Here is a 21,651-nt window from a genome sequence, read left to right as displayed (position 1 = left end):
CCGGAACCCGCGTCTCTCGGTTCGAACGACTGCGTCCCGCTGCCTGACGGCAGCGGGACGCAACCAGGGGCCCTCATTTACCAACAGTGTCCGGAGACGGAACGGCCCCTGTTCCACGTGCCCGCAGCGGTGGGCACGCGGGCCCGTCGGCATGCGCCTCGCGGGCCTGGGCCTGCGTCAGGCGCTCAGTTCGGCGCGGACCAGGAGGAGCAGTTCCTCCTCGGTCATGCCCAGGTCGCGGGCGTCCGCGACCACTTCGCGGACGCGCTCCAGCAGTCGGGCCCGGTGCGGGGAGGCGCCCGCGGTGACGACCGCGCCGCGCCCGCGGCGCAGCTCGATGAGCCCTTCCTCGCGCAGCCGCTGGTAGCCGCGCAGCACCGTGTGGACGTTCACCCCGAGGGACTCGGCGAGGATCCGGGCGGCCGGAAGCCGTTCGCCCGGGGTCACCGTGCCGTCGGCCACGGCTCGCCGGACCGAGGCCGCGACCTGGTCGCCGAGCGGCACGGTGGAGGTGGGATCGACGCGGAAGAGCATGGTCAGCGACCTGCCCGGTGCCGGTCGACGAGGGTGTTGAGCAGGGCGGCGGCGGTGGCCGAGTCCTCGACGGTGACGGCGAAGTCGCGTCCGCCGGTCTGCCGGGCGACGATGGCCTCGCCCGAGCGGACGATGAAGCCGGTGCGGCCGGGACGGACGCGGTAGCCCCACCCGCCGTACTCGGCAAGGGCGTCGACCCGTCTGCTGTCCGCCGCCGCGATCCGTTCCAGCGGCACCCGGACGCGGGGCCAGGGCAGCAGGCCGGAGACCGTGAGGCCGCGCCGGTCCACCGTGACGTACGGGCGGCAGAAGCAGAGGACGGGCAGCGCCAGGAGAAGGACCGGCGCTCCGGCGAACCAGCTCAGCCGGAGCCCGAGCACCACGCCGACGGCCAGGAGCGCCGCCGCGGCCAGGGGCAGCCACCAGGCGCCGGTGCTCCGCGCCCAGCCCGCCACCTCCCCCTCGGCGAGCACGATCCGGCCGCGCCCGGCGCGATCGCCGTACGCGGACGGGGCGGCGGGCGCGGGGACGGCGCGGGCGGCCAGCAGCCCCAGGGCCCCGGCGAGGACGGCCACCGCGACGGCGGCGGCGAGATGGCCCGGCGGAAGGCGGTCGGCGGGCCCGCCGCCGGGGGCGTCCGCGTTGACGGTGAGGACGGCGGCCGAGAGGTACCCGAGGAAGCCGGCGAGGGCCCAGCCCGCGCCGAGGAAACGGCGATGAGCACGCCCGTGGAACTTCCCGCGGACGGCCGCCAGGCCCCACAGCGCGCCGAGCACGATCAGGACCGGTGTGGTGGCGAGGACGTAGGCGGTGCGGCCCACATGGCCGTCGGCCGCGCCGTCGACGCCGAAGTGGCTCGCGATCCGGCCGGGCAGGCGGTCCTTGAGGACGGCGAAGAGGACGAGGTCGACGAGGAGAGCGAGGACAAAGGGCAGGGCGGCGAGAGTGACGCGGTCAAGGTTCGTGCGTGTCATGAAAACCTCCGTTGTTCGCATGTTAGTAGAACAATGAGGTCGTGACAACGGATCGCGACGGACAACGGCCCGCGACGGCGGGGCGGAAGCGTGCGTCACGGTCCCGGCTTCCCTTCCGTGGACGGCGACAGGTCCGGGCTTCCTCCGCCCCGAGGGGGGCCGCGTGCGGGGTGGCCGAGGAGAGATACGTCAACGGGTGTCGCGGAGTTGAAGAAGGTAGGCGGCGGTCAGCGCTACGGCGGGGTCCTCGTCATGCGACAGCTCCACGAGGGCACGCGATGCCGTCGTCCCGGGAATGTCCGCCAGTGCCTGGGTCAGCCGGCCGCGTGCGGGCGCCTCGGTGGCGCCGTCGGCCAGGCGGTCGACGAGCCGGGTCGTGATCCGGTCCGCCGTCGGGGTGTCACTCGCCAGCACGCTCAGCGCATCGGCCGCGTCGGTGTCGTTCCTCCCCTCCACGATCATGTCGAGCAGCGCCGGGACCGCTTCGGCCTCACCGCGTGTACCGAGCGCCACGGCCGCATACCCGCGGACCACCGCGTCGGAGTTCGCGAGGGCGACCCGCAGCTGCGCGGCGGCTCCGTCGCCGGGCAGCTCGACGAGGGCCTGAACGGCGCGTTCCCGCACGGCGGCCACGGGTGAGCCGAGACCTTCGGCCAGCAGCGCCCGCGCGCCGTCGTCCGATCGTGCGAGCGCCCATCGCAGGGCCCCCGCGACGCTCGGCTCCGTCTCGCTGAGCGCCGCCTCGACCAGAGCCTCCACCGGCGCCTCGTCCCCCGAGGAGAGCACCGCGCGCTGACGCACGTCGGCACTCGTCGACCCCAGCGCTTGGAGGAGCGCGACGGTCTGGAGGACGTCCGCCCAGCCGACGGGGTCCGCGGCATGGATCCGGCGGAGCTGCGTCAGCAGATCGGTCTCGGCCGCGATGCGGTCGAGCGTCCGACGGATGAGGTCGCCGACGAGCGCCGAGGGCGTGAAACCGGGATCGTCGAGCGCGCGCCCGACCTCACGCAGCGACAGGCCCAGGGACCGCAGGCTCTCGATGTGGAAGATCCGCCGGATGTCCTCCGCCGAGTACTCCCGATAGCCGGATCCCGTACGCCCCGAAGGCCGCACCAGGCCGAGGGATTCGTAGTGCCGGAGCATGCGGGCGCTGACCCCGGACCGTCTCGACACCTCACCGATCAGCACGGTCCTCATCGTCCGTCCCGGGAGCCCCGGTGAGGGCCACGGCGCGCCTGGCCTCCTCGACCGCCGACGCGAATCCGGCGTCCGGGTCGCGCAGCAGTCCCTGTGTCGCGAGCGCGTGCGCTCGCACCTGCGGGTCGGAGACCGTCGTCGCGGTGTCCAGAACCGGCACGATCACGTCCCCCAGCGCAACCAGCGCCTGGCTCAGACTCAGCTGCGTCTCCCGCCCACCGCGCCCGAGTTGCGTCGCCAGCACCGCGGCCAGGGAGGGCTCCTCGCCTCCCGGCACGAGCACGACCGCGGCACGCCAGGCGCTCCGGGCCACCTCGTCGTCGGTGTCGCACAACAGCGCCCGGGTGATCGCCGGCCATGCCTGCCGGTCCCCGATCTTGGACAGCGTGTGCAGCGCCTGACTGCGTGCCCGCGCACGCTCCGAGCCGACCTCGCGGAGCAGTTCGGGGAGTGTGAGGGACACCGGGTGGCGGGTCAGCGCCCAGGTCAGCATGTCGCGGACGAAGAACTCGGGCTCGATCGCGCATCGCTCGACGAGCTTGCCGACGAAGCACGGGTCCGGCGCCGTCCCGACCGCCAGAGCCGCCCGAAGCCGTACGGACGAACGCCCGTCCTCCAGCGCCCGGAGCGCTCGTCCCGCATCCGTGTCCTGCCTCGCCATGGCCATCGGGACCACCTCCTTGAGAAGCAGTGAAGACCTTGTCACCGTGTCAAGGTCAAACACGGCCCGCTGCCCGGTCCTCCCGGTCCTCCCAGTCCTCCCAGTCCTCCCAGTCCTCCCGGCCCTCCCGGTCAGGAGTCACCGGGAGGCGGTCAGGAGTCACCGGGAGGACCGGGCGGCGGCGCGGGTTACCGGGATGCCAGGTCACCGGTTCAGGCAGGTTACGAGGACGCCAGGTCACGGTTCAGGCAGGTTACGAGGACATCAGGTCACGGTTCAGGCAGGTTACGAGGACATCAGGTCACCGGTTCAGGCGAGTTCCAGCGGGAACGCCCCCCGGTGCCCGGTGCCCGCCCCCTCGGCCGGCCGCGCCTCGAACTCGCGGCAGCTCCAGATCTCCTGGACGAATCCGGTCCGCCGGTCCCACAGGTCCAGGACGGCGTCCTCGCCCTCGGTGTCCCGGTAGGCGTCCTTCGCGCCGCGGAAGCAGGCGAGGCCGCCGGAGAGCCCGCGGTCGGCGGCCGGGAAGTAGTCGGAGAAGGCGCAGGCGATGCAGGTCTGCAACCGGACGCCGTCCGGGAGGAGGCGCTGGACGGCGGCCAGCGCGGTGGCGAAGTCGCTTTCCGCCCGCGCCGATTCGTACACCGCGCCGTCCAGATGGAGCGCGAGGTAGAGGTCCGGGTCGACCCGGCGCAGCGAGAGCAGGCAGCTGAGGGTGGCCTGGCGCAGGGAGCCCTCGACGAGCACGGGCAGCGGAAGGTCCCACTCCAGGACGCAGTCGGTCAGCGCTCCGCCCGACAGGGCGAACATGCCGCTCTCGGGCGGTATGCCGGCGACGGGTCCGAGGTCGTCGAAACTCTCGCCCTCGAAGTCGACCCCTCTGATCCGGATCCGCAGGTGCACGCCGTCCGTGGTGAGCACGACGGCGTCGGAACCCTTGCTGTCCCGGTACCAGCCGGCCCACGACTCATCTGTCATGAGCAGGGACTGTAGCCCGTACCGGGGACAGCCCCGGTGCCACCCTCCGACGGGACGTCAACCCGCGTAAGGAACAGGCCACATGGGCCACAACCGGCGGACCGTCCGGTGGGTCGGCCGGGCGGTCCGGGAGCCGGGCGTCACGACGTGCGGCGGGTGACGAATTCGGCCAGTGCCAGCAGGTCGTCCGCCGCGCTCGGGTCGGGGACCGCCCGGGAGAGGTGGTGGACCGCGCGGGCCATCCGGTCGGCGGCGGCGGCCTGGGCCCAGTCCCGTCCGCCGGCCCGGTCGACGCAGTCGGCCGCCAGGGCGACCTCCGCCGGTGCGCTCAGCTCTCCCCGGTACAGCGCGGCGAGCTCGGCGGCGGCGGGGGTGCCCGAGGTGAGGGCCGCGACCACGGGCAGCGACTTCTTGTGGGCGGACAGGTCCGCGCCGACCGGCTTGCCGGTGCGCGCCGGGTCGCCCCAGATGCCGATCAGGTCGTCGATGAGCTGGAAGGAGAGCCCGGCCTCCCGGCCGAAGCCGTCCATCGCGCCGACCACCCGGTCCTCCGCCCCGGCGTAGAGCGCGCCGAGCGAGCAGGCGCAGCCGAGCAGGGCCCCGGTCTTGGCGGTCGCCATGGCCAGGCAGGCGTCCAGGGTGACCTCGTCGGGGCCGCGCTCCTCGAAGGCGCAGTCGGTCTGCTGTCCGGCGCACAGCTCGATGACGCAGGCCGAGAGGCGGGCGGCGGCCCGAGCGGCGGCCGGGTGCGGATCCTCGGCGAGAAGCTGCTGGGCGAGGGCCAGCAGGGCGTCGCCGGTGATGACGGCGTCCGGGATGCCGAAGACCGCCCAGGCGGTGGGTCGGTGGCGGCGGGTGGTGTCCTCGTCGATGACGTCGTCGTGGAGCAGGGTGAAGTTGTGGGCGAGCTCGACGGCGACGGCGGCCCGCACGGCCTGCTCCGGATCGCCGCCCAGCGCGCGGGCGGCGGCGAGCACGAGCGCCGGCCGGATGGCCTTTCCCGCCTGGCCGGAGGCGGGCGTTCCGTCGGCGTTCTCCCAGCCGAAGTGGTACATCGCGACCCGGCGTATGCCTGCGGGCAGCGATTCCACGGCAGCGCGCAGAGGGGGGTCGACGACGGCCCGGGTGTGCTCCAGGAGCGCGGCGGCCTCGTGTCCCTCCGTCGCCGCTGCGTCCGTACTGGTCATGGTCACGGTCACTCCCTGGGGGACGGTGCGTTGGGTGCGGGACCGGGGGCCCGGGCGGTCGCTGCCGCCCGGGGCCCGGGGTGACTCGGGATCAGTGCCAGCGGCTGACTTCCACGTTCTCCAGGACGCCGAGGGCGTCCGGCACCAGGATGGCGGCGGAGTAGTACGCCGTCACGAGGTAGGAGATGATCGCCTGCTCGTCGATGCCCATGAAGCGGACCGACAGGCTCGGTTCGATCTCGTCCGGGATGCCGGTCTGCTGGAGGCCGATGACGCCCTGTTCGGCCTCGCCGGTCCTCATGCAGATGATCGACGTGGTGCGGGCGCCGGTGACCGGGATCTTGTTGGACGGGAAGATCGGCACCCCGCGCCAGGCCGGCACGTGGTGGCCTCCGACGTCCACGCTCTCCGGGACCAGTCCGCGCCGGTTGCACTCGCGGCCGAAGGCGGCGATGGCCCGCGGGTGGGCGAGGAAGAGCTTCGAGCCGCGCCGCCGGGAGAGCAGTTCGTCCATGTCGTCCGGGCCGGGCACGCCGTCGTGCGGCTGGATGCGCTGCCCGTAGTCGCAGTTGTTGAGGAGGCCGAACTCGCGGTTGTTGATCAGCTCGTGCTCCTGGCGCTCGCGCAGCGCCTCGACCGTGAGCCGCAACTGCTGCTCGGTCTGGTTCATCGGCTGGTTGTAGAGGTCGGCGACCCTGCTGTGCACCTTGAGCACCGTCTGGGCGACGCTGAGCTCGTACTCGCGCGGCGAGGCGTCGTAGTCCACGAACGTGTGCGGGACGACCGCCTCCCCGACGTGGCCCGCGGAGAGGTCGATCTCCGCCTCGCCGTAGCGGTTGGTCCTCTGGTGCGGGATGGAGAGCAGTCCCGCGAGGTGGTCGCGCAGCGGCTCGGCGCGCTCCGCGAGGTTCAGCACGTCCGCGCGGCTGAGCGTCAGGAGCGTGCACGCCGTGACGGCGCGGGCGGTGTACTCCCAGACGGCGTCCCCGTCGACCAGGCTCCGGTCGCCGAAGTAGGCCCCGTCGGCGAGCACTCCGAGCTCCGTCTCGTCCCCGTAGAGCCCGGAGCCGATCTTCTCGACCTTGCCGTGCGCCAGCAGGAAGACCCGGTCCGCCGCGTCCCCCGAGGCGGCGAGCACCTCCCCCGCGGCCACGTCCCGCTGTTCGCACCTGCGGGAGAGCTCGGCGAGCACCTCCTCGTCGCCGAAGTCGCGCAGAGCGGGCAGCTCCGCCAGTTCGCCCGGGATCACGCTCACCCGGTCCCCGGTCTGGACGAAGGTCACCCGTCCGTCACCGACCGAGTAGCTGAGCCGACGGTTCACCCGGTACGTGCCGCCCTGCACCTGCACCCACGGCAGCATCTTCAGCAGCCACCGGGAGGAGATCTCCTGCATCTGCGGGGCGGACTTGGTGGTCGTCGCGAGGTTCCGCGCAGCCGCCGTCCCCAGACTCTGCTGCGGCGCCTGCGTGTCGCGAACCTCTTCACCAACGGACATCTGACGTCCTCTCAATCATGGGCTGACCTGCGTGCAGAAGCCTTTCAGCGCGAGGGCCGCGGGCGCCATTACACAAAAGAGTGTGATTAGTCGACCATCTCTTGGGGCATGGTGGTGCGCGTCGCGAGGCGGACCCTCAAAGTTGCATCGCGGATGCCACTTATCTACGATGTGCGCATGCGGCTGACGAGATTCACCGACGTGGCGCTCCGCGTCCTCATGCGACTGGCGGTCGCCGAGGACGGGGAGCCGCCGACCACGCGCGAGGTGGCGGCCACCATGCGGGTGCCGTACACGCACGCCGCCAAGACCGTCGCGCGCCTCCAGCACCTCGGGCTGCTCGACGCCCGGCGCGGCCGGGGCGGCGGGCTCACCCTCACCTCCGCCGGCCACACCGCCTCCATCGGCTCGCTCGTACGCGAACTGGAGGGCACGGGCGACGTGGTGGAGTGCGAGGGCGAGACACCCTGCCCGCTGCGCTCCGCCTGCCGGCTGCGCGGCGCCCTGCGTCAGGCACAGGAAGCCTTCTACGCCACGCTCGACCCGATCACGGTCGACGACCTCGTCACCGCCCCCACCGGCCCGCTGCTGCTCGGCATCGGCCGCGGCCCGGAGACCGGCTGAGACCCCGCCCCACCGGGCGGGCACAGCCGCGCCCGAAAATACGCATCCTCCATACCAATTAAACGGCCGAGCGGCCACATCCCGAGCCGCCGCACCCCGAGCGGCCCCTTTCCCCGAGGAGATCCCCTCCATGCTCTCCGAGCGCTCCACCGCCACCGTTCGCGCCACCCTGCCCGCCGTCGGCGCGGCCATCGGCGACATCGCCGACCTCTTCTACCGCAAGCTCTTCGCGGCCCACCCCGAGCTGCTGCGCGACCTGTTCAACCGAGGCAACCAGGCCTCCGGCGACCAGCGCCGGGCCCTCGCCGGCTCCATCGCCGCGTTCGCCTCCCAACTGGTGGAGCGCCCCGACACCCGCCCCGACGTGATGCTGAACCGGATCGCCAACAAGCACGCGTCGCTCGGCGTGACCCCCGCCCAGTACGAGGTGGTGCACACCCATCTGTTCGCCGCCATCGCCGACGTCCTCGGCGACGCCGTCACGCCGGAGGTCGCCGCCGCCTGGGACGAGGTCTACTGGCTGATGGCGGGGGGCCTCATCGCGGCGGAGGCGAGGCTGTACGCCCAGCGGGGCGTCGTGGCGGGCGACGTGTGGCGCACGTGGGAGGTCGTCGGCCGCGTCGAGGAGACCCCCGACGTCGCCACGTTCCGGCTGCGCCCGGCCGACGGTTCGCCCGCGCCCGCCTTCCGGCCCGGCCAGTACGTCTCCGTACAGCTGGAACTGGCCGACGGTTCCCGCCAGATACGCCAGTACAGCCTGTCCTCATCGCCCGGCTCCCCGCTGCGCTCGATCACCGTCAAGCACGTCCGCGCGGACGGAACGCCTGACGGCGAAGTGTCCCAGCGGCTGCACACGCACGTCCGCCCCGGCGACAGGCTGCGGCTCTCCGCCCCCTACGGCGACCTGGTGCTCGACCACCTGGACGCCCCGCTGCTGCTGGCCTCGGCGGGCATCGGCTGCACCCCGATGCTGTCCATGCTGGAACACCTCGCGGAGCGCGGGCACCGGGGTCCGGTCAGCGTCGTGCACGGCGACCGTTCGCCGTCCGACCACGCCCTGCGCGCCGACCACGCCCGGCTGACCGCCGAGCTGGAGGACGCCGCGGCGCACTTCTGGTACGAGCGGCCGGAGCCCGGACACCCGGCCGAGCGCACCGGCCGGGTCGACCTGGCCGCCGTCACCGTCCTGCCGGGCACCCACGCCTACCTCTGCGGCCCGCTGCCGTTCATGCGCGACGTCCGTACCCGGCTGCTGGCCGAGGGCGTGCGCCCCGCCGACGTCCACTACGAGGTGTTCGGCCCGGACCTCTGGCTGGCGGCCGGCTGATCCGCGCCGCGGCGACAATGGGCGTATGCACCACGAACCGCGGGGATCGGCCGGACTGCGGCCGGTCCTGCCCTCGCCGCTGCACAGCGTCCGGGACGAGCGCTTCGACCGGAGCGGGGTGAGCCTGCTCCTCAAGCGGGACGATCTCGTCCACCCCGAACTCCCCAGATACAAGCCGACTGGTGCAGGTCGGGCTGACCTGGGCGCATATTCCGTGGACAGCCCGGCCCGCCTGGACCGAGGGTGGCCATATGGGCACGGTCACAGATCCTGCCAAGCTGTGTGATCTGTTTCTTCGTCGCAGCACATCGCAGGACGACAAGACGACTCTGCACACACATGAACGTGATCTCCGGGAGCGCGCGGTACGAGAGGGCCTGACGGCCCGCAAGGTCGGGAAAGAGGAACCGGGGCAGGTCGGTCAGGTACTTGATCAGTTCGACTCCAAGGGCGCGCGTCTGCTCGCCCACATGGGCTACTGGCCGACAAGGCAGCCGGAACGATCGCCGACGAACTCGACGCGGAGGGGCTCACCACCCGGCGCGGAGGCAGGTGGCGGTCATCGACGATCACTCAACTCGCGCACTTCCCCGCGAGGGTAGGGCTGATGCCGGTGCACGATCGCTACGGGCGGGAAGGGGGCGAGAGGACTGGGGGTCTTACGCTCCCGCTGCGACTCGGGCCGGCACCCTGCCTGCCCGCAGATGGCCCGATCGGCCCCCAGTCCTTCGAGGCTCGCCCCCTGGTGGCTGCCTAAAGCCTCCCGGTGCCGTCCGCCCCCAGCCACGTGGCCCGTGAGAGTCAGCGCGCCGTGAAGAACGAAGGGCGAGGGGCCGATGGCGCTCCGTCGGCTTCCTTACGGTCTGGGGAGCCCTGCGGACGGGTGGCGGTCGCCCGGTCGGGACCGGCCGCCAGGCCGCATGCCCGATCCGGGCGGACCGGCCACCCGGCGCGCCGCAGGCGTGCCCTTGAACAAGCACAGAAAAGTGGGACCGAAGGCTCTCACGGCTCTCCGGCCCCAGCTCGCCAGGGTTCCCGAGCAGCGCTCCGGACGCTTCACAGGGTGCTCGGGCAAGGGCGGGCCGTCACACACGCTCGCGTCCGTAGCCGCCGAGTAGTCGCCCCGGCCTCCGGCCTCCCGCCGCTGGGCATCCAACGCCTGGCACACGTCGCAGTCCTCCACCGGCTTCGGAGGCTCCGGGATGGACATGAGATGCGCAGGCGGGTCCATGGTCGTGTCCGGAGTCGTCATGGACGTGATGCTCCATGCCCCTGAAGGACGTATATCTCCCCGAACTAGGGACAGTTGTACCGTTGAGCACTACGGTTCAAGAACGCCCAAATGTCGCAGGGGGAAGTCTTGAACGCCTCTCTACGATCAGCTATGGAAGACGCCAAGCTCACGCCCCGGAAGCTTGCCACCCGTATCGGTGTGGCACCCAAGACGGTGGAACGGTGGCTGGCCGACGCCGAGCTGTTACCGCATGCAAGAAACCGCGTCGACGCGTGCCGGGCGCTGAAGGTGGATGAAGACATGATCTGGCCCAAGGCTGTTCAGGAACGGGTGAAGACCGGCCATGACCGCGAGTTGGCCCATGCCTACCCCTACCGGTCCGCCTGCCCGTCGACCGTGTGGGGTGAACTGATCGCAGGGGCCTCCACGGACATCTTCTTCGCCGGATATACGAACTACTTCGTCTGGTTGGAGCAGCCTGCCTTCATAGAGACGCTGCGCCGCAAGATCGCGTCGGGGTGCCGTGTGCGCTTCCTACTGGGCGATCCCGATGGAGAGGTGACCCGACAGCGTGAGGCCATCGAAGACGTCGCCCTGAGTGTCGGCACACGCATCCGGATCAGCCTGGAGCATCTGGGACGGCTCGGCCCCCTGGACGGTCTGGAGACGCGGTTCAGCAGCCCGGAGGACGCCGTGAACCATGTGTCCCTCTCCGTGTTCAGGTTCGATCATGACGCACTCGTGACGCCACACCTGGCGCGGCTCGTCGGCCACGACTCACCGCTTCTGCATCTGCGTCGCCAGGAAGACAGCGGCATGTTCGACCGGTTCGCGGAGCATGCCGAGGAGCTGTGGGACCGGGGCGTACCGCAGACGCCGTGACGGCGCGGGGAGAGGGCACGGCCACAATGGGAGGGTGAGCCTGCCCGTAGACCTCGCCCGTGCACTTCAGCCCCAGCCTCCCTCTCCCTTGCAGGAGGTGCGGGACGACCGGTTCGCGCGCCGGGGCGTTCGGCTGCTGCTGAAGCGGGACGATCTCATCCACTTCACTCCCGACTGGGATACGGCCGCACTTGGACCAGCGGAGCTGTACCCTCCGGGCAACAAGTGGCGCAAGCTCGCCCCCAACCTCCGGGCCGCCGCCGGGCGCACCGTCCTGACGTTCGGCGGCGCCTACTCCAACCACCTGCGGGCCACGGCCGCCGCCGGCCGGCTGCTCGGCTTCCCCACCGTCGGCGTCGTGCGCGGCGACGAGCTGGCCCGTCGGCCGCTCAACCCCTCGCTCGCCCGGTGCGCCGCCGACGGCATGCGGCTGCACTTCGTGGACCGGGCGTCCTACCGCGCGAAGGACTCGCCCGAGGTGCTGGCGGGGCTGCTGGAGCGGTTCGGGGACGTGGAGGTCGTCCCGGAGGGCGGCAGCAACGCCCTGGCCGCCCGGGGCTGCGCGGCGCTGGGGCGCGAGTTGCGCGGGCTCACCGAGGTGGCGGCCGTCGCCTGCGGGACCGGCGGCACCCTGGCCGGGCTCGCCGCCGGGCTGGGCCCCGGGCAGCGGGCCCTGGGCGTCCCGGTGCTGCGCGGCGGCTTCCTCGGCGAGACCGTGGCCCGGCTCCAGCGGGAGGCCTTCGGCGGCCCGGCCGGGAGCTGGTCGCTGGAGGAACGGTTCGCCTTCGGCGGCTACGCCCGTACGACCCCGGAGCTGGAGGCGTTCGCCGCGGACTTCGAGGACCGGCACGGACTGCCGGTGGAGCGGGTCTACGTCGCCAAGCTCCTGTTCGCCCTGACGGCACTGGCCGAGGAGGGCGGCTTCCCGCCCGGCAGCCGGGTGACCGCCGTGATCACCGGCACGCTTCAGGAGTCGTCCGTCTCCCGGTAGGCCGCCGCCTCCTCCAGGTCCAGCCGGCGCAGCAGCGTACGCAGCATCTCGTCGTCGATCCGCCGCTCGTCCCGGAGCCGGACGAAGACCTCCCGCTCGGCGGCGATCATCGCGCGGGCCAGCCGCCGGTAGGTGTCGTCCGCCGACTCCCCGGTCACCGGATCGGAGGTGCCCAGCCGCTCCCACACCGCGTTGCGGCGGCGCTCCAGCGTGCCGCGCAGCCGGTCGGCGAGCGGCGGCGGCAGGTTGCTGTGCGGATCGGCGAGCAGTTCCTCCAGGCGGTCCTCGGCAGCCGCCGACGCCTCGCTCTGCGCCTGCGCCTCGACCAGGGTCTCGGCCTTCGGGTCACTGCCCGGCAGCCTCAGTACGCGGACGAGCGCGGGCAGGGTGAGCCCCTGGATCACCAGCGTGCCGATCACGGTGGTGAAGGTCAGGAAGAGCACCAGGTTGCGGGCCGGGAACGGCTCGCCGTCGTGCCGCACCAGCGGGATGGAGAAGGCCACGGCCAGCGACACGACCCCGCGCATCCCGGCCCAGCCGACGATCAGCGGCGCCGTCCAGTCGGTGCCCGGTTCCCGCTCACGGATACGGCGCGAGGCCCAGCGCGGGAGGAAGGTGGCCGGGTAGACCCAGGCGAACCGGACGACGACGACCGCGATGAACACGAAGACCGCGTACCACAGCGCCTCCGCCACCCCGAACGCCCCGAGGCCCCTGAGTACGAAGGGCAGCTGGAGCCCGATCAGCGCGAAGACCGCCGACTCCAGGACGAAGGCCACCATCTTCCAGACCGCCGCCTCCTGGAGCCGGGTGGCGAAGTCGACCTGCCAGGAGCGGTGCCCGAGGTAGAGGGCGACCACGACCACGGCGAGAACCCCGGAGGCGTGCACCCGCTCGGCCGCCGCGTACGCCACGAAGGGGATGAGGAGGGAGAGCGTGTTCTGGAGCAGCGCCTCCTGGAGATGGGTGCGCAGCCAGTGCAGCGGCACCATCAGCAGCAGGCCCACGCCGATGCCGCCGAAGGCTGCCAGCAGGAACTCGCCGATCCCCGCGCCCCAGCTCACGCCCGCGCCGACGGCGGCGGCCACCAGCACCTTGAAGGCGGTGATGGCCGTGGCGTCGTTCACCAGGGACTCGCCCTGGAGGATCGTGGTGACCCGGGCGGGCAGCCCGACGCGCCGGGCGATCGCGGCGGCCGTGACGGCGTCCGGCGGCGCGATGACCGCGCCCAGGACCAGCGCGGCGGTCAGCGGCAGGTCCGGGATGATCAGGTACGCCAGCCATCCCACCGCGATGGTCGCGAAGAGCGTGTAGCCCACGGAGAGCAGGGCGACCGGCCGGACGTTGGCCCGCAGGTCCAGGTAGGAGCTGTCGACCGCGGCCGTGTAGAGCAGGGGCGGCAGGAGCAGCGGCAGGACGACGTGCGCGTCCAGCGTGTACGTGGGCACGCCCGGCAGATAGCCGGCCACGAGCCCGGCGGCGACCAGCACGAGAGGGGCGGGCACCGGGGTGCGGCGCGCCGCGCCCGCGACGGCGGCGCTGGCCGCGACCAGCCCCACCAGCGGCAGCGCGTCCATCTCATCGTCCTCGCATCCGTCGTAACCTGCCCATCATGAGCGACTGTGCACACGTATCGGAATTGCCACGCCCCGAGCCCGTGCCGCTCGGCGAGACCTGCCCGGAGTGCCTGGCCGCGGGGACGCACCCGGTGCAGCTCCGACTCTGCCTGACCTGCGGGCACGTCGGATGCTGCGACTCCTCCCCGCTGCGGCACGCTACCGGGCACCACCGCGAGACCGGCCACCCGGTGATGCGGAGCTTCGAACCGGGCGAGAGCTGGCGCTGGTGCTTCGAGGACGGTTCGATCGTCTGACGTCTGGGTACGTCAAGGCGACGCCGGTTCTTCGCAATTGGACCCTGCAGACCCCTAGCCACTGTCCGTACGCATGGGCTTACCATGAGTGACGGCCGGGCGATGGGGGGCGGGCGACACGGCATCATGGATCCGATAGCGTCGCCGAACTGAGAACCGTCGACCGACCGCATGGCTCCGGGCCACCCTTCCCGGAACCTCGAAAGAGTTTGTGCCACCTTGGAGGTGAGGGTGTCCCAGATCGCAGGCGAGCCCGGGAATCAGGACTTCGTGGAAGTCCGGCTGCCCGCTGCGGGTGCCTACCTGTCGGTGCTGCGAACGGCCACGGCCGGTCTCGCGGCGCGTTTGGACTTCACTCTCGACGAGATCGAGGATCTTCGCATCGCGGTCGACGAAGCCTGCGCGATCCTGCTCCAGCAGGCCGTGCCGGGCTCCGTCCTCAGCTGCGTCTTCCGGCTCGTCGACGACTCCCTCGAGGTGACGGTGTCGGCCCCCACGACGGACGGCCGGGCGCCGGAGCGCGACACCTTCGCCTGGACGGTGCTCTCCGCACTGGCCGGCAAGGTCGATTCGACGGTCGCGGACGACCGTACGGTCAGCATCAGCCTCTACAAACAGCGCGGCGCGGGCCCTGGGCCGGCGTGAGCGACGGGAACGGGGACGCTGTGCGGGACGAGACGATCCGACCCGGGGTGGGGCGGCCGGCAGGCATCCCGGAGCAACAGGCCCGGCCGCATCCGGTGGACGGAGCGGACGGGCCGGGGGGCGACGTCGCGGTGGAGCAGTCGCAGGCAGAGCGGGCGGGCCAGATGAGCGAGCACGGGCACCACGATCCACAGGACCGCAGCGGGGCACGCGCCCTGTTCATCGAGTTGCGGGAGCTGCCCGACGGCTCCCCGGCCAAGGCGGAGCTGCGCAACCGGCTGGTGCGCATGCATCTGCCGCTGGTGGAGCATCTGGCCCGGCGCTTCCGCAACCGCGGCGAGCCGCTGGACGACCTGACGCAGGTCGCCACGATCGGGCTGATCAAGTCGGTGGACCGGTTCGACCCGGACCGCGGCGTGGAGTTCTCGACGTACGCGACGCCTACGGTCGTGGGCGAGATCAAGCGGCACTTCCGGGACAAGGGCTGGGCGGTGCGGGTGCCGCGCCGCCTTCAGGAGCTGCGGCTGTCGCTGACCACGGCCACCGCGGAGCTGTCCCAGCAGCACGGCCGCTCGCCCACCGTGCACGAGCTGGCCGAACGGCTCGGCATCTCCGAGGAGGAGGTGCTGGAGGGGCTGGAGTCGGCCAACGCGTACAGCACGCTGTCGCTGGACGTGCCGGACACGGACGACGAGTCCCCGGCGGTCGCGGACACGCTGGGCTCGGAGGACGAGGCGCTGGAGGGCGTGGAGTACCGGGAGTCGCTCAAGCCGCTCCTGGAGGATCTGCCGCCGCGCGAGAAGCGCATCCTGCTGCTGCGGTTCTTCGGGAACATGACCCAGTCGCAGATCGCCCAGGAGGTCGGCATCTCGCAGATGCACGTCTCGCGCCTGCTGGCCCGCACCCTGGCCCAGCTGCGCGAGCGGCTGCTCGTCGAGGAGTAGGCGGCCGGGCCGGGCGACAGGGATCGGGCCGAGGAGCAGGCGGCCTCGCGCCGAAAGTGGGCGGCCGGGCCGAGCGGCGAAACCCCGGCCTCAGGAGGCGGTGTCGGCCCCGGAGCCGCGGCGGACGCCCAGGTCCCGCGTGGTCGCCGGGTTCAGGACGAACACCAGTCCCGTCACGGCGACGGCGGCGAGCACGATCCCGGTCGGAATCAGCGCGCCCTGGGAGCGCAGCAGCGTCCAGGCCACCGGCAGCGCCATGATCTGGGTGATCAGCGCGGGCCCCCGGCTCCAGCTGCGCAGCAGCAGCAGGCCGCGTGCGGCGACGAGCGGGATCGCGCCGAGGGCGATGAGGGTGATGCCGACCGTCTCCGCCTGCTGCGGGCTGTCGGGACTCCCGAGCACCCCCATGACCAGCATCCAGATCCCGCCCGCGGCGAGCGCCGCCCCTTCGAGGGCGTTGACCCCGGCGAGGAGGGTGATCCGGCGCGGGCGCTCCTTCGGGGCGGACGGGGTGGAGGACGGTGTCTGCTGAGTGCTCACGCCTTTCAGGTTGACATCCCCGGGCCCCGGAAGTGAAGCCGGGGTGGCGGCGGTGTGGCGCCGATCCGGTCGCTCTCCGGGCGCCCCGGTCACGCGTCGTGACCGGTCGGCGGCTCAGCGAACCGGCACCACGGCCCCACCGCCCGGTGGGTAGGCTGGCGTGCATGCGCGCACTCCTCGTGGTCAATCCAGCTGCAACCACCACCAGCGCGCGGACCCGCGACGTGCTCATCCACGCTCTGGCCAGCGAGATGAAGCTGGAGGCGGTCAGCACGGAGTACCGCGGGCACGCCCGCGACCTGGCGCGGCGCGCGGCGGACAGCGACGACATCGACCTGGTGGTCGCGCTCGGCGGCGACGGCACGGTCAACGAGGTCGTGAACGGCCTGCTGCACCGGGGCCCGGACGTGGAGGGCCTGCCGAAGCTGGCCGTGGTGCCCGGCGGCTCCACGAACGTCTTCGCCCGCGCCCTGGGGCTGCCGAACGACGCCGTGGAGGCGACGGGCGCGATCCTGGACGCCCTGGAGACGCGGAGCGAGCGGACGGTCGGCCTGGGGCTGGCGGCCGGCACCCCGGGCACCGAGGACGAGGCGGTGCCCGAACGCTGGTTCACTTTCTGTGCCGGTCTCGGATTCGACGCGGGGGTCGTGGGGCGGGTCGAACAGAAACGCGAGCACGGCAAGCGTTCGACGCACGCGCTCTACGTCCGCCAAGTGGTGCGCCAGTTCCTGAACGAGGCGCACCGCCGGCACGGGACGATCACGCTGGACGTACCCGGCGAGGAGCCCGTGACGGATCTCGCGCTCTCCATAATCTGCAATACGGCCCCCTGGACCTACCTGGGCAATCGCCCGGTCTACGCCTCTCCCAAGGCGTCCTTCGACACCGCCCTGGACGTCCTCGGACTGAAGCGCCTGTCCACCCTCGCGGTGGCCCGCTACGGCACCCAGCTGCTGACGTCGAGCCCTGACAGAGGACCCCACGGGAAGCACGCGATTTCACGGCATGACCTCACGGACTTCACCTTGCATTCAAAGGTCCCACTGCCCTTTCAGATGGACGGAGACCACCTGGGACTGCGCACGAGCGTGACGTTCACAGGCGTACGCCGTGCACTGCGTGTGATTGTGTGAGTGGAAGGGCCCAAAGTCCTTTAACTCGAACGTTTGGACGCGACCCAACCCCTTAGAAGTGCGGCTGTGACCTAGTCGACACCGAGGAATCAAAAAAAACTTTCCAGAAGGGGTTGTATCCGCCGCCGAGGTTTGCGAATCTCTACATGGCGATCGGGACGGCCCGCAACACCGGCCTCCACTGAGAGCCAGAACCCCTCCTCACCTCACAGACCACACCCAGTTCATCTGGGAGTCGGCCCGTCATCTGCGGGGGGATTCGTGAAAGCGTTCACATTCACAAGCAACAAGCATGTAATACCAAGGAGAGGTAGCAGCCATGGACTGGCGTCACAACGCCGTTTGTCGTGAGGAAGACCCCGAGCTGTTCTTCCCCATCGGCAACACCGGTCCTGCGCTGCTGCAGATCGAGGAAGCCAAGGCTGTCTGCCGTCGCTGCCCCGTCATGGAGCAGTGCCTGCAGTGGGCGCTCGAGTCCGGCCAGGACTCCGGCGTCTGGGGTGGCCTCAGCGAGGACGAGCGCCGCGCGATGAAGCGCCGCGCCGCTCGCAACCGGGCGCGCAACGCCAGCGCCTGACCGACGCCCCCACGAACACGCCTCAGCCCGGCGGCGCGTACGGAGCGTACGCACGGCCCCGCCTTCGAGTCGCAGCGCGCAGTACCCCGAAGCGCATCGCAACGTGAGCACAGCGGAGCGGGCCCGGACCGTCACCACGGTCCGGGCCCGCTCCGCTGTGTGCGACTCCGCTGTGTTCGGCTCCGCTGTGTGCGACTTCGGCTGTGTACGCCGTCGACTGTGCGCGGTCGGGCCGTCGCGGGCTACTTCTCGCCGCGGACCGGCAGGTCGAGCACCACCTGGGTGCCCCGCCCCGGCGCCGGCACCATGCCGAACGTGCCGCCCAACTCCCCTTCCACCAGCGTCCGTACGATCTGGAGTCCCAGATTGCCGGCCCGCTGCGGGTCGAAGCCCTCGGGCAGGCCGCGCCCGTCGTCCGTGACCGTGATCAGCAGCCGCCCTTCGGTGGGCGAGCCGCCGCGTACGGCGGAGACCTCCACGGTGCCGCGTTCGGCCATCGTGAAGGCGTGCTCCAGGGCGTTCTGGAGGACTTCGGTGAGGACCATGGAGAGCGGGGTGGCGACCTCGGCGTCGAGGATGCCGAAGCGTCCGATGCGGCGGCAGGTCACCTTGCCCGGCGAGATCTCCGCGACCATCGCGATGACCCGGTCCGCGATCTCGTCGAACTCGACCCGCTCGTCCAGATTCTGGGACAGCGTCTCATGCACGATCGCGATCGAACCGACGCGCCGGACCGCCTCGTTGAGCGCCTCGCGGCCCTGCTCGGAATCCATGCGGCGGGACTGGAGCCGCAACAGGGCCGCCACCGTCTGGAGGTTGTTCTTGACCCGGTGATGGATCTCCCGGATGGTGGCGTCCTTGGTGATCAATTCGCGTTCGCGGCGGCGCAGTTCGGTGACGTCCCGGAGCAGGACCAGCGAACCGATGCGGACGCCCTTGGGCTTGAGCGGAATGGCCCGCAGCTGGATCACCCCGCCCGCGCCCTCGACCTCGAACTCGCGCGGCGCGTAGCCGCTCGCCACCTTGACCAGGGCCTCGTCCACCGGCCCCCGAGAAGGAGCGAGTTCGGCGGTGGTGACGCCGAGGTGATGGCCGACCAGGTCGGAGGCGAGGCCGAGGCGGTGGTAGGCGGAGAGGCCGTTGGGGCTCGCGTACTGCACGACGCCGTCCGCGTCGAGCCGGATCAGGCCGTCGCCGACGCGCGGAGAGGCGTCCATGTCGACCTGCTGGCCCGGGAAGGGGAACGACCCGGCGGCGATCATCTGCGCCAGGTCGGAGGCGGACTGGAGGTAGGTCAGCTCCAGCCGGGAGGGGGTGCGCACGGTGAGCAGGTTGGTGTTGCGCGCGATGACGCCGAGCACCCGCCCCTCGCGGCGTACGGGGATGGACTCGACGCGTACCGGCACCTCCTCGCGCCACTCCGGGTCGCCCTCGCGCACGATCCGGCCCTCGTCCAGCGCCGCGTCCAGCAGCGGACGCCGGCCGCGCGGCACCAGATGACCGACCATGTCGTCCTGGTAGGAGGTGGGCCCCGTGTTGGGCCGCATCTGGGCCACGGAGACGTACCGCGTCCCGTCGCGGGTCGGGACCCACAGCACGAGGTCGGCGAAGGACAGGTCGGAGAGCAGCTGCCACTCCGAGACCAGCAGGTGGAGCCACTCTAGGTCGGTGTCGCTCAGAGCGGTGTGCTGGCGGACGAGGTCGTTCATGGAGGGCACCTGTGGAGCGTACCCGGGGCCTCCGCGGACATCCGCACCCGCTCGACGGCGCGCGGAACCGGCCCGACAGTGCTCCCCGCAACGATGGACAGGACGCGAGGCAGGGCGGAAGAATGTCGTGCACATGGATGGACAGGCCAATTGGTCTAGTCCACTATGGACGCACCAAGACCTCCGCCCTCCCCGCACAGGAGGGCGGACCGAGGCACTCGGCGCTCTCTGCCCTGACCGCGCCGGTGCCTCCCGTGGCCGACGGCACCGCACACCGCCGGCCGAGCAGCTCCGGGCTGCGGCGCCTCGGCGGGCTGAGGGTCCTTCCCCGGCGCCGCGGCCCGCGGTTGCCCCCGGGCCGGGCCCCCGCCCGCGCCCCGCCCCTCCGCCCGACATGCGCGCGCCTCATCCCAGCACCCGCGTCCACCGCTCCCGCGAGACCGGCGCACCGCCCCGCACCGCGCTCCCCCGCCGCACGGCAGGCCCGGCAGGGCGGGGACGAACGCCCGAGGACCGGGCGATTCGCCGCACAGCTGCCCGATTCTGCTAGATTGGAAGCTGATTGGTCTATACCACCGGACACCACTCGTCGGAACTAGTCAGATCGGCAGGCACAGCGTGGAAGTTGTCATCGTCCCGGACGCCACGGCAGGCGGCGAACTGATCGCGGAGGCCATCGGAGCCCTGCTGCGCCGCAAGCCCGACGCCCTGCTCGGCGTGGCCACCGGCTCCACCCCGCTGCCCGTCTACCGCGCGCTCGCTGCGAAGGTGGCCTCCGGCGCCGTGGACGCCTCGCGCGCCCGCGTCTGCCAGCTCGACGAGTACGTGGGGCTCCCGGCGGGCCACCCGGAGTCCTACCGCTCCGTGGTGCTGCGCGAGGTCGTCGAACCCCTCGGGCTCTCCGAGGCCGCCTTCATGGGCCCCGACGGCTCGGCCGAGGACGTCCTGGCGGCCTGCGAGGCGTACGACCGGGCGCTGGCGGAGGCCGGCGGCGTGGACCTCCAGCTGCTGGGCATCGGCACCGACGGTCACATCGGCTTCAACGAACCGTGCTCCTCGCTCGCCTCGCGCACCCGGATCAAGACCCTGACCGAGCAGACCCGCGTGGACAACGCGCGCTTCTTCGACGACGACATCGACCAGGTGCCGCACCACGTGATCACCCAGGGCATCGGGACGATCCTGGAGTCCCGCCACCCGATCCTGCTGGCCACCGGCGAGGGCAAGGCCGAGGCGGTCGCGCAGACGGTGGAGGGCCCGGTCGCCGCGATCGTCCCGGCCTCCGCGCTCCAGCTCCACCCGCACGCGACGGTGGTGGTCGACGAGGCCGCCGCGTCGAAGCTGAAGCTCGCGGACTACTTCCGCGCCACGTACGCGGCGAAGCCGGCCTGGCAGGGGCTGTAGGCGTCGTGAACGCCCGGCGTTGACGGCGTCTCGGCGCCCCGGAGCCCCTCTCACGGATGCACGAGCCCACCGGGAGTCGTCCTACAGATCCGCCGTCCAGGGATGCCCCGGGTGTACCCGGTCGAGCAGTTCGGCCAAGGTCTCGCGCTGAGCCGGGGTCATGCGCCCGACGGTCGCGTCGAAGTCCGTCCGATCCTTGCGGCGGGCGTGCTTGGCCTTGAACAACAGGACCAGTTCGGGTGCCAGGTACGGGATGCCGTCCTGGGTGTGGTGGATGATCTCGCTGTAGGGAAGCCGGATCCCCTCGTCGCGCCGGCAGATCCAGACGTCGCCGTCGTGCGGTTCGCGGAACACGTCGAGCAGGCACTTTCCGGTGGCCGGATCGCGGACCCATGTCTGATGTACGGCGGCCAGCACCTCCGGTGCGGCGTCCTCCCGGATCCGGCCGCTGCCTGCCGCGTCGAAGACGTATCCGGAGAAGCGGTGGCGGACCTCGGGAAACTCGCGGCCGGAACCGCGATCTCGATGTCTCCATGGGCGCGCGTCCGCCTGCCGCGGAACGGGTCCAGCGCCCAGCCGGCGGCCACGTACCAGGGCGTGCCGATTCCGGCCATCCGCCGCGCGACCTCATGCGGCGTCCAGCAGGAAGACCACCTGGCGTCGAGGGCTTCGGTCTCGTCGGGTGACAGCTCGACGCCGCCGGGCAGTTGATCGCTCATCGCGGGATCCTATGCCCCGTCGT

Annotated in this window: 20 protein-coding genes and 2 pseudogenes; 11 read left to right on the top strand and 11 right to left on the bottom strand. The window is 71.8% G+C overall.

The window, feature by feature from the left end; translation table 11 throughout:
* Positions 1-177: 177 nt before the first annotated feature.
* The 7 genes from EES43_RS20440 to EES43_RS20410 all read right to left on the bottom strand — a co-directional run bounded on the left by EES43_RS20440 (position 178) and on the right by EES43_RS20410 (position 7,026).
* Positions 178-534, bottom strand: a complete 357-nt coding sequence (locus EES43_RS20440) for a GntR family transcriptional regulator (protein ID WP_124270046.1) — start codon at positions 532-534, stop codon at positions 178-180.
* A 2-nt stretch (positions 535-536) separates the two neighbouring features.
* Complete coding sequence (locus tag EES43_RS20435) at positions 537-1,508, bottom strand: DUF1648 domain-containing protein (RefSeq protein WP_124270045.1); 972 nt, start codon at positions 1,506-1,508, stop codon at positions 537-539.
* A 189-nt stretch (positions 1,509-1,697) separates the two neighbouring features.
* A complete protein-coding gene (locus EES43_RS20430; RefSeq protein ID WP_124270044.1) occupies positions 1,698-2,696 on the bottom strand; it encodes a MerR family transcriptional regulator in 999 nt (332 codons plus the stop codon).
* On the bottom strand, positions 2,683-3,372 hold the full coding sequence (locus tag EES43_RS20425; protein WP_124270043.1) for a HEAT repeat domain-containing protein: 690 nt from the start codon (positions 3,370-3,372) through the stop codon (positions 2,683-2,685). The genes EES43_RS20430 and EES43_RS20425 overlap by 14 nt, the downstream gene beginning before the upstream one ends.
* A gap of 303 nt (positions 3,373-3,675) precedes the next feature.
* Positions 3,676-4,344 (bottom strand): DUF6304 family protein, encoded by a 669-nt coding sequence (locus EES43_RS20420; RefSeq protein ID WP_124270042.1) that lies wholly within the window; start codon positions 4,342-4,344, stop codon positions 3,676-3,678.
* A gap of 140 nt (positions 4,345-4,484) precedes the next feature.
* The gene (locus EES43_RS20415; protein WP_124270041.1) at positions 4,485-5,531 is read right to left on the bottom strand and encodes a family 2 encapsulin nanocompartment cargo protein polyprenyl transferase; all 1,047 of its coding nucleotides are present in this window, start codon (positions 5,529-5,531) and stop codon (positions 4,485-4,487) included.
* A gap of 91 nt (positions 5,532-5,622) precedes the next feature.
* Positions 5,623-7,026, bottom strand: coding sequence for a family 2B encapsulin nanocompartment shell protein (locus EES43_RS20410; RefSeq protein WP_124270040.1), 1,404 nt, complete (start codon positions 7,024-7,026; stop codon positions 5,623-5,625).
* Positions 7,027-7,203: 177 nt separating this feature from the next.
* Here EES43_RS20410 and EES43_RS20405 point away from each other — a divergent pair, with 177 nt between their 5' ends.
* The 5 genes and pseudogenes from EES43_RS20405 (at position 7,204) to EES43_RS20380 (ending at position 12,084) form a co-directional block, all read left to right on the top strand.
* Positions 7,204-7,650, top strand: coding sequence for an RrF2 family transcriptional regulator (locus EES43_RS20405; RefSeq protein WP_124270039.1), 447 nt, complete (start codon positions 7,204-7,206; stop codon positions 7,648-7,650).
* A gap of 130 nt (positions 7,651-7,780) precedes the next feature.
* Positions 7,781-8,977, top strand: coding sequence for a globin domain-containing protein (locus tag EES43_RS20400; protein WP_124270038.1), 1,197 nt, complete (start codon positions 7,781-7,783; stop codon positions 8,975-8,977).
* A 25-nt stretch (positions 8,978-9,002) separates the two neighbouring features.
* Positions 9,003-9,143: pseudogene (locus EES43_RS31470) on the top strand (1-aminocyclopropane-1-carboxylate deaminase); the annotation flags it as partial.
* A 1,218-nt stretch (positions 9,144-10,361) separates the two neighbouring features.
* Positions 10,362-11,093, top strand: coding sequence for an XRE family transcriptional regulator (locus EES43_RS20385; protein WP_164493209.1), 732 nt, complete (start codon positions 10,362-10,364; stop codon positions 11,091-11,093).
* 34 nt (positions 11,094-11,127) lie between these two features.
* On the top strand, positions 11,128-12,084 hold the full coding sequence (locus tag EES43_RS20380; protein WP_241192484.1) for a 1-aminocyclopropane-1-carboxylate deaminase/D-cysteine desulfhydrase: 957 nt from the start codon (positions 11,128-11,130) through the stop codon (positions 12,082-12,084).
* Here EES43_RS20380 and EES43_RS20375 read toward each other — a convergent pair.
* The gene (locus tag EES43_RS20375) at positions 12,060-13,661 is read right to left on the bottom strand and encodes a Na+/H+ antiporter (RefSeq protein WP_124270036.1); all 1,602 of its coding nucleotides are present in this window, start codon (positions 13,659-13,661) and stop codon (positions 12,060-12,062) included. The genes EES43_RS20380 and EES43_RS20375 overlap by 25 nt on opposite strands.
* Positions 13,662-13,696: 35 nt before the next feature.
* Here EES43_RS20375 and EES43_RS20370 point away from each other — a divergent pair, with 35 nt between their 5' ends.
* From EES43_RS20370 to EES43_RS20360, 3 genes are all read left to right on the top strand, one after another.
* The gene (locus EES43_RS20370; protein ID WP_124270035.1) at positions 13,697-13,957 is read left to right on the top strand and encodes a UBP-type zinc finger domain-containing protein; all 261 of its coding nucleotides are present in this window, start codon (positions 13,697-13,699) and stop codon (positions 13,955-13,957) included.
* Positions 13,958-14,188: 231 nt separating this feature from the next.
* A complete protein-coding gene (locus EES43_RS20365; RefSeq protein ID WP_003966375.1) occupies positions 14,189-14,602 on the top strand; it encodes an ATP-binding protein in 414 nt (137 codons plus the stop codon).
* Between the two features lie 20 nt (positions 14,603-14,622).
* Complete coding sequence (locus EES43_RS20360) at positions 14,623-15,546, top strand: RNA polymerase sigma factor SigF (RefSeq protein WP_124272077.1); 924 nt, start codon at positions 14,623-14,625, stop codon at positions 15,544-15,546.
* A gap of 90 nt (positions 15,547-15,636) precedes the next feature.
* Here the strand turns inward: EES43_RS20360 and EES43_RS20355 are convergent, their stop codons facing one another.
* On the bottom strand, positions 15,637-16,086 hold the full coding sequence (locus EES43_RS20355) for a hypothetical protein (RefSeq protein ID WP_124270034.1): 450 nt from the start codon (positions 16,084-16,086) through the stop codon (positions 15,637-15,639).
* Positions 16,087-16,250: 164 nt separating this feature from the next.
* Between EES43_RS20355 and EES43_RS20350 the strand changes: the two genes are divergently transcribed.
* Both EES43_RS20350 and EES43_RS20345 read left to right on the top strand, forming a co-directional pair.
* Positions 16,251-17,219 (top strand): diacylglycerol/lipid kinase family protein, encoded by a 969-nt coding sequence (locus tag EES43_RS20350; protein ID WP_124270033.1) that lies wholly within the window; start codon positions 16,251-16,253, stop codon positions 17,217-17,219.
* A gap of 319 nt (positions 17,220-17,538) precedes the next feature.
* A complete protein-coding gene (locus EES43_RS20345) occupies positions 17,539-17,796 on the top strand; it encodes a WhiB family transcriptional regulator (protein WP_003953983.1) in 258 nt (85 codons plus the stop codon).
* A gap of 242 nt (positions 17,797-18,038) precedes the next feature.
* On the opposite strand, the gene EES43_RS20340 is transcribed toward EES43_RS20345, so the two are convergent.
* A complete protein-coding gene (locus EES43_RS20340) occupies positions 18,039-19,505 on the bottom strand; it encodes a sensor histidine kinase (protein ID WP_124272076.1) in 1,467 nt (488 codons plus the stop codon).
* 618 nt (positions 19,506-20,123) lie between these two features.
* On the opposite strand from EES43_RS20340, the gene nagB reads away from it, so the two are divergent.
* The gene (gene nagB, locus EES43_RS20335) at positions 20,124-20,909 is read left to right on the top strand and encodes a glucosamine-6-phosphate deaminase (RefSeq protein ID WP_124270032.1); all 786 of its coding nucleotides are present in this window, start codon (positions 20,124-20,126) and stop codon (positions 20,907-20,909) included.
* A gap of 81 nt (positions 20,910-20,990) precedes the next feature.
* Here nagB and EES43_RS20330 read toward each other — a convergent pair.
* Positions 20,991-21,628: pseudogene (locus EES43_RS20330) on the bottom strand (hypothetical protein).
* Positions 21,629-21,651: the final 23 nt, after the last annotated feature.

Origin of the sequence: Streptomyces sp. ADI96-02, from assembly GCF_003846185.1 — a bacterium.
GTDB lineage: Bacteria > Actinomycetota > Actinomycetes > Streptomycetales > Streptomycetaceae > Streptomyces.
The sequence above is the reverse complement of the archived record's forward strand: the minus strand, read 5'-3'. Positions and strand labels throughout refer to the sequence as shown.

Excerpts from the sequence above, each read along its gene's own strand:
- EES43_RS20440 (WP_124270046.1), bottom strand. The coding sequence starts at position 534 with ATGCTCTTCCGCGTCGATCCCACCTCCACCGTGCCGCTCGGCGACCAG.
- EES43_RS20435 (WP_124270045.1), bottom strand. The coding sequence starts at position 1,508 with ATGACACGCACGAACCTTGACCGCGTCACTCTCGCCGCCCTGCCCTTT.
- EES43_RS20425 (WP_124270043.1), bottom strand. The coding sequence starts at position 3,372 with ATGGCCATGGCGAGGCAGGACACGGATGCGGGACGAGCGCTCCGGGCG.
- EES43_RS20420 (WP_124270042.1), bottom strand. The coding sequence starts at position 4,344 with ATGACAGATGAGTCGTGGGCCGGCTGGTACCGGGACAGCAAGGGTTCC.
- EES43_RS20415 (WP_124270041.1), bottom strand. The coding sequence starts at position 5,531 with ATGACCAGTACGGACGCAGCGGCGACGGAGGGACACGAGGCCGCCGCG.
- EES43_RS20410 (WP_124270040.1), bottom strand. The coding sequence starts at position 7,026 with ATGTCCGTTGGTGAAGAGGTTCGCGACACGCAGGCGCCGCAGCAGAGT.
- EES43_RS20405 (WP_124270039.1), top strand. The coding sequence starts at position 7,204 with ATGCGGCTGACGAGATTCACCGACGTGGCGCTCCGCGTCCTCATGCGA.
- EES43_RS20400 (WP_124270038.1), top strand. The coding sequence starts at position 7,781 with ATGCTCTCCGAGCGCTCCACCGCCACCGTTCGCGCCACCCTGCCCGCC.
- EES43_RS20385 (WP_164493209.1), top strand. The coding sequence starts at position 10,362 with ATGGAAGACGCCAAGCTCACGCCCCGGAAGCTTGCCACCCGTATCGGT.
- EES43_RS20375 (WP_124270036.1), bottom strand. The coding sequence starts at position 13,661 with ATGGACGCGCTGCCGCTGGTGGGGCTGGTCGCGGCCAGCGCCGCCGTC.
- EES43_RS20370 (WP_124270035.1), top strand. The coding sequence starts at position 13,697 with ATGAGCGACTGTGCACACGTATCGGAATTGCCACGCCCCGAGCCCGTG.
- EES43_RS20350 (WP_124270033.1), top strand. The coding sequence starts at position 16,251 with ATGCGCGCACTCCTCGTGGTCAATCCAGCTGCAACCACCACCAGCGCG.
- EES43_RS20345 (WP_003953983.1), top strand. The coding sequence starts at position 17,539 with ATGGACTGGCGTCACAACGCCGTTTGTCGTGAGGAAGACCCCGAGCTG.
- EES43_RS20340 (WP_124272076.1), bottom strand. The coding sequence starts at position 19,505 with ATGAACGACCTCGTCCGCCAGCACACCGCTCTGAGCGACACCGACCTA.